Source organism: Candidatus Pseudothioglobus sp. uisw_070 (assembly GCF_059512545.2).
Map to the genome: position 1 here is coordinate 1,717,219 of NZ_CM183456.2, position 13,403 is coordinate 1,730,621.

Below are 13,403 nucleotides of genomic sequence, written 5' to 3' on the forward strand. Positions count from 1 at the left end.
CATATGAATGTTATTTTATTAGGGCCGCCTGGTGCTGGAAAAGGCACTCAAGCAGCTCATATCTGTGAAAAATTTAATATCCCTCAGATTTCTACGGGTGACATGCTGCGGGCAGCAGTAAATGCAGGAACTTCTATTGGACTCGAAGCAAAAAAAACTATAGACGCAGGAAACCTTGTCCCTGATGAGATAATTATTGCTTTGGTTAAAGAAAGAGTTCAATCAAAAGATTGTAGTAATGGCTATTTACTTGATGGATTTCCTAGAACCATTAATCAAGCTGATGCTCTTAAATTACAAGGCATTAAGATTGACTATATTGTTGAGGTTAAAGTTCCAGACGATGACATAGTAGTTAGAATGTCTGGTCGCCGCGTTCATTTACCTTCAGGAAGAACATATCATATTGACTTCAACCCTCCAACATTAGAAGGCAAGGATAACTTAACTGGTGAAGATTTAATTCAGAGAGTTGATGATGATGAAACTATTGTTAGAGGGCGTTTAAAAATTTACCACAAACAAACTGAGCCTCTTGTTAAATACTATCGTGATGATGCAAAAATTGCTGCTTCAGGCTCAAAGTTTATTGCTATAAGTGGAGTTGGCTCACTTGATGAAGTCAAAAACAGAATTACATCAGCTCTAATTAGTTAAATTACAGTTCTTTAAAGATCGATTTTAAACTTTACTCTTTTAGTCCCATCCTCTGAGCCTTTGACAATAACTTTATCGTTATTAATATCATAGGTTAATGTATCACCACTAAACGAGTCAAATCCTTGAATTAAGTAGGCATTCCCAACCAAAAAAATCATGCCTTCATTCACATCATAGGTAATTAGTGTTGCAGTTGCCTCTATAAAGCGCGCCTGATTTTCTTGACTTTGCATATACTTAGCAGGATTATCAACTGTTCCAGTTGCTTTCATTGTTTCAACGCCATCAGTGTTAGTTTGAACCTGAATAAGTTCTGCAGTCATCAAAAGTGAACCCTGCCTAACTTCTGCATTTCCACTAAACTCATTAAAACCCGATAGCTCATCAACTATGACAGACTCAGCTTCAATTTCTATGGGTTGCTTTGCATCTTCTGGGAGCGCAAAAACAAACGTCGTAAAAAAAATGGTAATTAATAAAATAATTTTATTCATAAACAGCCACAACCCTATTCATTAATTCAAGTTTCTTTGTTACAGCATCATAATGCATTTTTTTTGCCTTTATGTCAACAGTATTTGATTTAAAGTGAGAGAGTGAGTTCGATTTTAAGACTTCACCATCATTGGACTGATCAATTACAACATTAGAGCTCTTAAGAATATCTCCAGGACCATTTACAATCTCTACTTTTCCTAACAGATTAATTAGCTTTATATTCATATCCATATCAATTCCATTTTCTGAATTAGCAATAGTATCTTTTGAGCGATAAACTGTTTTTTCTTTACTTTTATATATTTTTTCACCTCCATTATGACTAATATATAGGTTTTTTGTATCAATCGTCATACCAGAATCTTCAAAAATTTTAACATTGCCAACTAAATACATCGTATCACTATCAATATTCATTTCCATTCCTTCAGAAATGATTCTTACTGTCTCACCTAAATATGTGACCTCTTTATTGCTTTTTATTTGTCCATTATCACTGAGAACAATTAAGGACTCAGTATCAAGCTCATGTGAAACTCCTGTCTTAGTTTCAATTTTTACCTCACCATTAAAAAACATCTCGCCAGATTTAAGAATTTCAGCGCGATTTGATCTAAGTACAAGTCCTTCTTCTTGATTATCATTAAATGTTTTAACTTCAACGTTGAGAATCTGGACTGGGGAGTTTTTATAACTATAGTAAGTATCAGCTTGTATCGTGTGCAATAAAATCTGCTCATTTGAATATTCTTTAAGAATAAAATTATCTATTTTTTCAAGATAAGCAGTTTCTTCAGGCTCTTCAGCACTTAAGATTGATTGATCTGAAACTTTTTGAAACACCAAAAGTTTTAGAAAATTATCTTGAAATACCCATAAGATAGCTGCTAAGACTATAATGAATACTATGAATGATTGAATTTTCTTAGTTTGAAAAAGAGCCATGATATGTTAAATCAAAGAATAAAAGGTCTGTACGGAATCACACCAGACAAAGACCTGAATATCGCCCTTATTGAGAATGCAATTAAAAAACATAAAGTAAATATTCTCCAATACCGCCGTAAAATCCAAGACGAAAAACGTAAGCTAGATGAAGCAACACAGTTGCTTAAACTATGCCTACAACATAATACTTTATTTATAGTCAATGATGATGTCAACCTTTGTAAGAAAATTGGCGCTGATGGAGTTCACTTGGGGCAAAATGATGTGGATGTTTCTTCTGCAAGAAGTCTGCTTGGTAAGAAATTTATTATTGGTGTTTCATGCCATAATGATCTTGAACTTGCTTTAGAAGCTGAAAAGAATGGTGCAAATTATATTGCTTTAGGGGCTGTTTTTAAATCTAAAACTAAACCAAATGCTGCTTATTGTTCTCACTCAACGATTCAAAATATTAAAAGCAATATTAATATTCCAATTGTTGGTATAGGGGGAATTACTTTTGAAAACCAACAAAGTGTACTTGATGCAGGCTGTAACTCTATTGCTATGATAGAGGGTCTTTTTGGTCACTAAATCTAGGATTATTTTTATAGTTATAACCCCCTTTTATTCCGTTTTTTGACATTACTAGCTGCCATAATTGATTTCTTCTAGAGCGAAAGGTGCCAGCACACATCATTAAATAATATTCCCACATTCGCTTAAACCGTTCATCATATTTTTCACTCAAACTATGGTAATTATTTTGAAAGTTTTCATTCCATGCCATTAATGTTGCATCATAATCTTGGCCAAAACTATGCCAATCCTCGATTACAAATAAACCCTGCAAGGCCTCACTAACTTGACTAGAAGAAGGAGTCATACCATTTGGGAATATATACTTATTCGTCCATGGGTCAGTAGCATGAGTCGAATTATTCCTTCCAATTGTATGCAGTAAAAACATCCCATCTTCCTTTAAGCATCTATGGGCAACATTCATAAATGTTTTATAATTCTTACTACCTACATGTTCAAACATACCTATTGAAACTATGGCATCGTATTTCTTGCTTAACTCTCGATAATCTTTTAGCTCAAACGAAGTATTTAGCCCTTTGCAAGATTTTTCTGCATAATGCATCTGCTCTTTTGAAACAGTTACTCCATGAACATTTACATCATAATTTTGTGAAGCATACTTTGCAAAACCTCCCCAGCCGCATCCAATTTCAAGAACATCCATACCAGGCTTTAAGTGGAGCTTCCTACAAACTAAATCCAACTTGTTAACTTGTGCTTGCTCTAGGCTATCAGCACCTCTCCAATAGCCGCAGGAGTAATTCATTCTCTTATCGAGCATCAACGAAAATAAATCATTCCCAGTATCATAATGCTCTCTTCCAACAATATAGGCTCTTTTTTTAGTTTGAGCATTAAAGAAATAAGCCTTAATAAAATGACTTAAAAAAGCTGAGTTAGTTGCTTTTACTTGTTTGTCAATTCTTCCAGTTAGTAATTTATCACTAAATTGATCCAATGAATCACAATCCCACCAACCATCCATATAACTTTCACCAAGCCCTAAAGATCCTCCACTAATAACGCGTGCATAAAAAAGTTCATTATGTATTTTTGGGTCCCACGGGCGAGCTCCATTGATCTGGACATCAACGGAATCAAATAGTTTTTTTACTGTTGCTTTAAAATCAGCCAAATCCTAAAAGTTACTCTACTTAATTGATAAATTATCTTACCATAGAAGTATTTATTTTGGAAATAGTCAGCTTATTGTTGTGTTTTAAAAATAGAAGTAGATTTTTTTATTGCTAAAATACTCAAAAGAAAAATCACTAAGAACCAAACCAAAGACCAGCCTGCCATACTAAGACCTAAAAACTTCCATGGTATTTCTGCACAGTTACCATCACCCATAAATAATGCATTAATTACATCAGCAAATGGAAATACATCAATGATATATTCTAGAGGCGGACCACATAATGGCACCTCATCTTCAGGCAAACCTTGAAGCCATACTTGTCTTCCAGAAATCCAAATTCCTGCAATTGAGCTAATAGATATCAGTACTGAGTATATTTGACTAAAGAAAGGGTAAGGATTATGAAGAAAAGCAATAAAAGCTGTAACGCCGATAAGGCAGTAAAAGAATTGCTGAGTGATGCAAAGAGTGCAAGCCTCTAAACCTAGAACCTTCATACTATAAGCCGCATAACCAAGCAATGAGCCTACTAGTATAAAAATAATTAGGTGTATTTGTCTTGGTAGAAGTTGAAGTAAAAAAGTATTCATTTTATTAAATTAATTTTAATTAGTTATCATACAAGTTTTTCAGGCTCATTGAACTTGGGACTTGAAAAAAAATCATTGATCATGGGAATAAAAAATTCTAGAGGCTTTGTCTCATAATTTGGGTCAAAACAATTCTGATCATATTCATGACAAAACTTTATAGCATCTTGATACCAAGGACTATCCATAAATAATTCTCTAGCATTTCTATCTCCACCTGAATGATGTGCATAGTAGTACATCTGAAAGACACCGTGGTGTTTTACAATCCAATAAGTCTTCTCTGATACAAAAGGTCGAAGGATTGCTGCTGCCATTTCTGAATGTGAATATGGAGCTAGACCATCTCCTATATCATGAAATAAAATCGCTATTACTATTTCCAAATCTTCCCCAGCAAAGTGGGCTCTTGTAGCACCTTGTAAACTATGCTCAAGTCTACTAATTTGATAACCAGAAAGACTTGAATTAAGTGCTCTCAGTGAAGCAATCAATCGTTTTGGAAGCTCTAAATTAAATTCATCTTCAAGGTCATTTAGAAAAGCATACTCTTCAGCAGTTCCATTCTCCATACTTTTAAAGCTAACCTTTTTCATAATAAATTATTCTTCCTTATATTCTTTTTGCACTATCCTTTAATAATCCAGCAACATAATGAGAAAACGAGTGTCTAACCATCATCAACAAATTTCCCTCAATATTTCGATAAATACAAACTGGTACTTGCCCACAAGTAGTTGATACAACTTTACCTATAGTCAAGGAGCCCTCTAAATCATAACTCATCCATCTAGACAATAAGGCATCTACATTATTTCCTGAAAACTCCAGAATACCATAAGCTCCAGAACTGTCTGTCGTTGACATTCCTTTAGGGAGTGATTTAAATTTTTCAAGAAGTTGATCTTTATTATTTCTATTATGAAGCAACCAAATTTCATCTGGGCTTATCCATAGAAAATTATCACCGTTATCATTGCGGCTTGCAGATAAAGATTCAGGTAACTTTGCATTAAAAATGTCTTTAATAGTAATAGCATTTTTTTTATGATCTTTTGATGTCCTTATAACCATTAAAGATAAATCTGTAATCTCACGGCAAACTAGGTCATCCTGATTAATAAGAAAACCATCCTGATCCAAAACAGGTTGAAAAGTTGTTCTAAATTCCACAACATTGTTTTCTACTAAACTACTCATTACCATCCACCTTTTCACCTTCAATATCATAAAAAATACTACTAGAAACTTCACAAGGGATTTCCTTTAAACCTTGTTTCTCTTGAACAATTTTAACTAAGACTGTTTCAGTCATTTTTGAAAGTCCCCCCTTAAGTTGAGCCATTGCAATTGACCTTCTAAGTATTGGGCTAAAATAACTGGAGGTCACATAACCTATGGATCCTCCTTTATTATTAATTATGTGAGAACCTTCTGGAAGCACAACATGAGCATCCTTTGTTAATAGACCTACTAGCTGAAAGCGATCATCAGAATTGAGTGCAGGAATACTAAAAGAACGACGGCCAATATAAGAAAAAGGTTTATCTTTTGCAAGGATCCATTTCATGTTGACATCCATTGGTGTCATCGAACCATCAGTATCTTGACCAACAATAATATAACCTTTTTCTGCGCGAAGTAAGTGCATTGATTCAGTTCCATAAGGCGTTATATTCCATGGCTTTCCAGCCAATGCAACCTCATCCCAAATATATCGACCATAATTAGCCTCAATATTAATTTCATAAGCAAGTTCGCCAGAAAAACTAATCCTCATAACCCTTGCTTCTACGCCACATACTGTTCCAGGTCGCCACTGCATAAACTTAAAATTATCACGCTCAAAGTCAATGTCATGGCATAGAACTTTCATCAAATTACGAGCATTTGGTCCAACAACTGCAACGGTTGCAAATTGGTCTGTAACACTACTAAGGTGAACATCTAAGTCACTCCACTCGGTTTGTAGCCACATCTCTAGAGCAGAGTAAACGCTTGCAGCACCACCAGTTGTAGTAGTCATAATAAAGTGATTATCATTGATACAGGTTGAAACTCCATCATCAATGATCATTCCTTTCTCATTACACATAAGTCCATAACGACAGCTTCCTGGAGCAAGTTTCATCCAAGCATTGGTATAAACTCTGGATAAAAATTCTCTGGCATCTTTCCCTTGAATATCAATTTTTCCAAGAGTTGATGCATCCATCATTCCTAGTGAAGTTCTAACGGCAAGACACTCTCTATTAACTGCTTGATGAATATCTTCTCCACTCTTTGGATAATACCAAGGTCGGTACCACTGGCCTACAACCTCGAACTCTGCTCCACTTTCTAAATGAGAGTCATGGATTGTTGTATACCTTTGGGGATCAAAAAAACCTCCCACTTCCCGGCCTGCCATAGCGCCAAAATCAACTCCAGTATAAGCTGGGCGAAATGTAGTTGTTCCAACTTCAGACAAAGGAACATCTAGAAACTGGGCTGCAACAGCAATACCGTTGATATTGCCAGTTTTACCTTGATCAGTTCCAAATCCCATCGCGGTGTAACGCTTAATATGTTCAATCGAACGATACCCTTCCCTAATTGCCAGAGCAACGTCTAAAGTAGTTACGTCATTTTGCATATCAATAAACACTTTTGGCCTATTCAGAATTTCTATTGGCACAAAAAATTGACTAGCATTGTAGTAATCTAAATAATTTTTACTCATGCTATCTTGGGTAGATTTCTTAATTTCGCCCAAAGATAAAAGTGTCAATTGAGCTTTATTTTTTGCATCAATTACAACATCCTTCCAAAATCCAATGGCACTAATTGAGCCACACACTTGTCTATTTTTTCGCACCTTTTGTGGCAAAAAAGCTTGAGAATCTTCATCAAAAAAAGTTTTTGCGCCGCAATGACAGTCAAGGTGGACCACAGGATTAAAGCCACCTGATGATGCCAATAAGTCACAATTTAATCTTTTTGAAGGACCTGTAAGCCTCCACTTCTTGCCTTGCATTTCAACCAAAGAAACCTCGATACCTTTTACAAGGTTTGTTCCATGTGCTTTTAGCACAGCATAACCTTGGAGAACTTCGATACCTAATTTTTTTGCCTTTAAGACAGTTTCACTCTCTCCACCAGATGGCCTAATATCAATGACCTTACAGTTAATCTCATTATTATTGATGTCAATTGCTGTGCTATAGATGCTGTCATTATTTCCATACAAAACAACATCTTTGCCTGAGATTACACCAAACTCATTAAGGTACCGCCTAACAGACTGACTCAACATTATATTTGCTAAATCATTCGTTTCAAATAACATAGGGCGCTCATGAGCTCCAGTTGCCAATATAACTTCTTTAGCTCTTATCTTGTGCAGCACTTTCCTAGCAGCTTGTGTGCCTCCTGATATCAATGACTCACCAGTAGCATTAGTTTGCAATACCTCTATATAGTTATGGTCATACCAAGCATAGGCTGTTGATCGGGAGAATATTTTCAAACGACTATTGGCTATATGTTTAAATTCCAGTAGCTTACTAAGATTATCATGATGCCAACTAATGGCAGTATCATCACTTTGAAATTCATTAAATAATTCCCCACCTAAATGCGCTCGCTCATCAACCAAAATAACCCGTGTTGTTTTAGAGTTATTGAGAACTTCTAATGCAGCTGTTATTCCTGCTACGCCACCTCCAACAACAAGGACCTCAGTATGATGGAAAATATGATCATAAACATCCTCATCTTTTTCAGTAGGGGCTTTTGAAAAACCTGCAAGTGATCTTAGGCTATCTTCAACCATTGCCCAAACCTTTTGCTTTATAAAGGTTTTATAATAAAAACCTGCTGGCATAAATCGATGCAAGGGTTTAATTAAAGCGCGAAAATCAATTGAATTTGGATTACTAGAGCTCACAGCACTTAAGCCATCATAAAGCATAACTTCAGTTGCCTTCAAATTAGGCGTATAGCGCCCACCAATTTCTAGTGAAACAAGTGCGTTAGGCTCTTCAACACCTGAACCCATTAGGCCACGCTTACGTCCATATTTAAAGCTTCTAGCAAAGAACAGAACATCATTTGCTATTAATGCAGAAGCTAAGGTGTCGCCTTTATACCCCTTATAGGATTTGTTATTAAATATAAAGCTTAGAACTTCAGATTGATCTATAAAGTCACTCTTATGATTCTTTAATCTCATGATGGATTCTCGCTCGTTACCTCTCCAAAAGCCGCAACCTCAAGAATTTCATGGCTAATCGTAGATCTTTTAACTAAGAAATATTTACGACATCCATTAGTATGGACCCACTGCTCCCAGTGATCTCCTTTGTGATTAGTGCGATAAAATACATAATCAGACCACTCATCATCACTAAGCTCTTCAGGGTTCTGAGGTCTGGCAATAAAAGCCTCTCCAGCAGGAGAAAATTCATTTTGATCTCTCGATTCTTTACAATATGGACAATCTATCAAAAACATAATATTACCTTTATATATAACTAATGTGCAACTCCTGCTGCACCATGCTCGTCAATAAGAGCTCCACTTGTAAAGCGATCAATATGAAATGGAACTGCTAACTCATGTTGCTTATCTTGAGCAATGGTATGAGCAAAAACATTTCCAGAACCTGGAGTCGCTTTAAAGCCTCCAGTTCCCCAGCCACAGTTAAAGTAAAGCCCTTCAACTTTTGTTGGACTAATTACAGGACAAGCATCAGGGCAAACATCAACTATGCCTCCCCATTGACGGTTCATACGAACTCTCGAAAAAATTGGAAACAATTCAAGTATTGCAGCAGCGCAATGTTCCACTATCTTTGCACTACCTCTTTGAGCATATGAGTTGTAACCATCAATACCAGCTCCAATAACTAAATCTCCCTTATCACTCTGGCTTACGTAACCATGAACAGCGTTCGACATTACTACCGTATGGAGAATTGGTTTCATAGCTTCAGACACAAATGCTTGAAGAGGGTGGCTTTCAACTGGTAGTCTTAATCCTGCCATTTTTGCAACAACTGAAGAGTGCCCTGCACTTACGCAGCCAACTCGATCTGCCATAATATCACCCAGTGTTGTCTTAACACCTTTGACTTTGCCTTCTTCAACCTCGATGTCAATAACCTCACAATTTTGTATAATGTCAACTCCAAGATTTGAAGCCGCCCTGGCAAAACCCCAAGCAACACCATCATGCCTAGCAACGCCAGCACGTGCCTGGAAAGATGCTCCCATAATTGGGTATCTTGCATTTTTAGAAGTATTAATAATTGGAATTTGTTCTTTTATCTCCTTGTGGTCAACTACTACCGCATCAACACCATTGAGCACATTAGCATTTACTCTTCGCTCAATATCTCTCATATCTTGCAGAGTGTGTCCAAGGTTGTATACCCCTCTCTGACTAAACATAACATTGAAGTTTAGATCCTCACTAAGCCCTTCCCAAAGTCTCATGGAGTGCTCATAAAGACTAGAAGCCTCGTCCCTTAAATAGTTTGAACGAATAATAGTGGTATTTCTGCCAGTATTTCCACCACCAATATAGCCTTTTTCAAGAACCGCAACATTTGTAATACCGCACTCTTTAGCTAAATAATAAGCTGTAGCTAGTCCATGGCCACCACCACCAATGATAATAACATCGTACTTAGATTTAGGTTTTGATAATGGGATTGCTTGATCCCATTCTTGATTGCCTAATCCAGCCTTTAATAACGAATACCAAGAATATTTTTTTTGCATAATAATTTAAGCTCAAACAATAAAACTATAAATCAAGAACTACGTCACTTGTGGGATAAGAACAACAAGTAAGTATGTAACCCTCTTCCTCATGAGACTTTAAAAGCCCACCCTGAGCATCCATCTCAACTGTACCTTCTATCATCTTGGTGCGACATGTTCCACATAGCCCCATAGAGCAAGCAAAAGGAACTGTAATGCCTTGTTTTTGAATTGAAACCAATATACTCGAATTACTGCCACAAGACACCACCTTATCACTCTTCGACAGGGTGACATTATATTCATTTATTCCACTATCTGGAACTTTATGTTCTGGCAATTCCAGATTAACTGCCATATTACTTTGAGCAGTTGAACTCTCAATATCAAAGCTCTCTTGATGATAAGCAGACATATCGAAATTGCTCAATTCTAAAATCTTTTTTACATTTTGCATATAAGATTCTGGCCCACAACAATATACCTCTCTATCAGTGAAATCTGGCACAAGCTCTAAAAGCATTTCAGAACTTAAAAATCCACTAGGTCCCTCCCAGTTTGCATCTGGTTTATCACATATAAAATGCCTTTTAAAGTTAGTCTGATGGAGTTCATAAAACTCAAGCTCTTCTTTTGAAATTAAATCTTTGGGAGATTGTGCATTATGAATAAAAACTAAATCAACATTTATAGATAAATCAATAAAATATCTTGTCATTGAGAGCATTGGGGTAATACCACTTCCACCTGACATGAGTAAAATTTTAGACCTGGGCTGATCAAGAGCAACACTAAAAGACCCTCCAATATTAAGAGCATCAACGCAATCACCAATCTTTAAGTTGTCATGCATCCAGTTAGTAACAACCCCATCCTTCATTCTTTTATTAGTTATAGTTATTGTGTACGGTCGAGTTGGACTTGACGCTATGGTATAAGTTCGCATAACCTCATTACCATCTATATTTAAAAATAGAGTTGTATGCTGGCCTGGCAAAAACTGAAACCAAGCGTCTTTCTTTGACTTAAAAGTAAAGCTCTTAACATTGTGAGTTTCATCTTTGATTTCAATACACTTTAGAGGTGATAGATCTCCAACCCATCTATCAAGACTTTCAATATTTATATTGGGAAAAACTAATTCATTCATCTTACTTCAACTTAGTATTTAAATAATTGTTTACAATTTTATCATTGCCTTATGCAGTTGTAAAAATTAGAAAAGAAAATAGACTGTTTTTAATTCCAGCTAGACTTAATTAAAAATAACACCCTAAGGCATAGGAATTACATGTTTTTTTCTGGCATTCATTCCCTGAAAAATAATTGCCATAAATATAGCGCAACCACCAATTAAAGTATTTGTACTCGGAACCTCGTGAATGCCAAATATTGGAAGCCATGCCCAAAAAATTCCCAAAACCACCTCAAGCAATGAAAGCATTACAAGCTCACCACTAGGCAAATATTTTGCCCCTAAGCCATATAATATAAGGCCAACTCCAACTACTAAGCCATGCATCATACTAATTCCAATATTGGCTGAGGCCATTTCAAAACTACTTCCACTTACTAGAATTAAAATTGTTGCCCATAACATACAAAAAAAGCCAGCAAGAGCAGGCGTTAATAATTTAGGCACTTCAGGATTTTTTCGAATTGTAATTGTGTATATTGCAAAGCCTAAAGCTACAAAGAAACCATAAACAACACCTAATAAAGTAGTAGATTTTTCAGTATCCCAAACCATAATTGTAATTCCAGCAGCAACAATTAGCATATTTATAAAAGTGATAGGGCTCAACCTTTCACCTAAAATAAGGTAGCCTAAAAACGCAGAAAGAACTGGGGACAGGGCAAGCATTAATAGAGTAATAGCTACTGTTGTTGTTGTTAATGCATAAATCCATCCAAAAAATGTAAATGACATTACCACGCTTCCTACCAAACTCCAGGAGTCGATCCTCTTAAATGTAAGAAAAAAATCTTTGCCTTCTCTAAATGCTACATAAATGAGAATCACCGATGTGATTATTAAACCCCTATAAAGTAGATATTGAAGTCTATAGTTTTCAGCATCTTCTAGTAGGCGTACAAGTGGCGCGCCAAAACTCCAGATTATTCCACTGATAACGACTAATAAAAATCCAAGAAAATATCTATTCTGCATGAAACCCCTACATAACATAAAGATTGACACTAATTATTTCCGCATTTTGTTCTTAAAATATATATCTGTCAATCATTTTTTTACGTGCCAAGGAGAGATACCAAAGTTAACACTGTTATTTGTACAAAAAATAAGTAAATTCAGAGCTTAGTAGCAGTTAAAATTTAACTTTAAACACTTAGGCTTAAAAAATTCATGGATAACTTAAGAGGCATTCTATTCATGATTCTTGCAATGGCTGGATTTGCATTTGAGGATTTATTTATTAAAATTCTCTCAGCTTATTTTCCAATTTCAGAAGTAATAATAATTCTTGGCTTTACTGGAAGTATCGTTTTTCTCATAATTGCACTTTTTCAGAAAGCACCAATTTTTCATAAAGACCTATTAAATAAGCATGTAATAATTCGAACAATTTGTGAGCTTTTAGGGGCGGTATTTTTTGTTACAGCAATTGCTTTAACGCCACTTTCATCCGCTTCAGCTATTCTACAAATAACGCCATTATTAGTAACCATTGGCGCTGTAATATTTTTTAGAGAAAAAGTAGGATGGAGGCGCTGGACAGCAGTATTTGTTGGCTTTATGGGTGTGTTATTAATTTTGCGCCCTGGCTATGGTGGCTTTATGCCGGCTTCAATATTTGCATTGCTTGGAGCTTTATTTCTAGCAGCAAGAGATTTATCAACTCGCGCAATGAAGGTTGACCTTCCCTCGGTAACAATTGCTTTATATGCCTTTATAGCTTTTGGATTCTCAGGTATTTTGATTATTCCATTTAATTCGCCAATGATAGCTCCGTCACTATATCAAATTATGTATTTTATTGGGGCATCGACTTTTGGGGTAATTGCTTATTATTCTCTTGTTATATCATCACGCATTGGTGAAATGTCCGTTATATCACCATTCCGATATTCACGGATTGTATTCGCAATGCTTCTAGCAATAATAGTTCTTGGAGAGAGGCCAGATAGCTTTACCCTTATTGGGGCATCAATTGTCGTAGCTTCAGGACTTTATACATTCATACGTGAAAGTATTTTAAATAAACCTCAATGAATTAGAGTAATTAGACCATGGAT

Annotated in this window: 14 protein-coding genes; 3 read left to right on the plus strand and 11 right to left on the minus strand. The window is 35.8% G+C overall.

All coding sequences use genetic code 11. The annotated features are described in order from the left end of the window. The first annotated feature begins 3 nt into the window (after nucleotides 1-3). On the plus strand, nucleotides 4-657 hold the full coding sequence (gene adk, locus AC5YGD_RS08685) for an adenylate kinase (RefSeq protein ID WP_496141456.1): 654 nt from the start codon (nucleotides 4-6) through the stop codon (nucleotides 655-657). An 11-nt stretch (nucleotides 658-668) separates the two neighbouring features. Here adk and lptA read toward each other — a convergent pair whose 3' ends face one another. Together lptA and lptC are read right to left on the minus strand one after the other, a co-directional pair. Next, nucleotides 669-1,154, minus strand: coding sequence for a lipopolysaccharide transport periplasmic protein LptA (gene lptA / locus AC5YGD_RS08690; RefSeq protein ID WP_496141457.1), 486 nt, complete (start codon nucleotides 1,152-1,154; stop codon nucleotides 669-671). Further along, entirely contained in the window at nucleotides 1,147-2,103 is a 957-nt protein-coding gene (gene lptC, locus AC5YGD_RS08695) for an LPS export ABC transporter periplasmic protein LptC (protein WP_496141458.1), read from the minus strand. The genes lptA and lptC overlap by 8 nt, the downstream gene beginning before the upstream one ends. Before the next feature lie 3 nt (nucleotides 2,104-2,106). Between lptC and thiE the strand changes: the two genes are divergently transcribed. Then, nucleotides 2,107-2,679, plus strand: coding sequence for a thiamine phosphate synthase (gene thiE, locus AC5YGD_RS08700; RefSeq protein WP_496141459.1), 573 nt, complete (start codon nucleotides 2,107-2,109; stop codon nucleotides 2,677-2,679). Here the strand turns inward: thiE and cfa are convergent. From cfa to AC5YGD_RS08745, 9 genes are all read right to left on the minus strand, one after another. After that, complete coding sequence (gene cfa, locus AC5YGD_RS08705) at nucleotides 2,651-3,805, minus strand: cyclopropane fatty acyl phospholipid synthase (protein WP_496141460.1); 1,155 nt, start codon at nucleotides 3,803-3,805, stop codon at nucleotides 2,651-2,653. The two genes, thiE and cfa, sit on opposite strands and share 29 nt — an antisense overlap. Before the next feature lie 71 nt (nucleotides 3,806-3,876). Next, nucleotides 3,877-4,401 (minus strand): disulfide bond formation protein B, encoded by a 525-nt coding sequence (locus AC5YGD_RS08710; RefSeq protein WP_496141461.1) that lies wholly within the window; start codon nucleotides 4,399-4,401, stop codon nucleotides 3,877-3,879. 26 nt (nucleotides 4,402-4,427) lie between these two features. Beyond that, nucleotides 4,428-4,997, minus strand: coding sequence for an HD domain-containing protein (locus AC5YGD_RS08715; protein WP_496141462.1), 570 nt, complete (start codon nucleotides 4,995-4,997; stop codon nucleotides 4,428-4,430). Nucleotides 4,998-5,013: 16 nt separating this feature from the next. After that, complete coding sequence (locus AC5YGD_RS08720; RefSeq protein ID WP_496141463.1) at nucleotides 5,014-5,601, minus strand: sarcosine oxidase subunit gamma family protein; 588 nt, start codon at nucleotides 5,599-5,601, stop codon at nucleotides 5,014-5,016. Then, nucleotides 5,594-8,614, minus strand: coding sequence for a 2Fe-2S iron-sulfur cluster-binding protein (locus AC5YGD_RS08725; RefSeq protein WP_496141464.1), 3,021 nt, complete (start codon nucleotides 8,612-8,614; stop codon nucleotides 5,594-5,596). The genes AC5YGD_RS08720 and AC5YGD_RS08725 overlap by 8 nt, the downstream gene beginning before the upstream one ends. Then, nucleotides 8,611-8,895, minus strand: coding sequence for a sarcosine oxidase subunit delta (locus AC5YGD_RS08730; RefSeq protein ID WP_271537916.1), 285 nt, complete (start codon nucleotides 8,893-8,895; stop codon nucleotides 8,611-8,613). The genes AC5YGD_RS08725 and AC5YGD_RS08730 overlap by 4 nt, the downstream gene beginning before the upstream one ends. A gap of 20 nt (nucleotides 8,896-8,915) precedes the next feature. Then, on the minus strand, nucleotides 8,916-10,166 hold the full coding sequence (locus AC5YGD_RS08735) for a sarcosine oxidase subunit beta family protein (protein WP_271537915.1): 1,251 nt from the start codon (nucleotides 10,164-10,166) through the stop codon (nucleotides 8,916-8,918). 25 nt (nucleotides 10,167-10,191) lie between these two features. Beyond that, a complete protein-coding gene (locus tag AC5YGD_RS08740; protein ID WP_496141465.1) occupies nucleotides 10,192-11,298 on the minus strand; it encodes a 2Fe-2S iron-sulfur cluster-binding protein in 1,107 nt (368 codons plus the stop codon). Between the two features lie 123 nt (nucleotides 11,299-11,421). Beyond that, a complete protein-coding gene (locus AC5YGD_RS08745; protein WP_416686854.1) occupies nucleotides 11,422-12,318 on the minus strand; it encodes a DMT family transporter in 897 nt (298 codons plus the stop codon). A 195-nt stretch (nucleotides 12,319-12,513) separates the two neighbouring features. Between AC5YGD_RS08745 and AC5YGD_RS08750 the strand changes: the two genes are divergently transcribed. Continuing rightward, nucleotides 12,514-13,380, plus strand: a complete 867-nt coding sequence (locus AC5YGD_RS08750; RefSeq protein ID WP_271541541.1) for a DMT family transporter — start codon at nucleotides 12,514-12,516, stop codon at nucleotides 13,378-13,380. Nucleotides 13,381-13,403 lie beyond the last annotated feature (23 nt).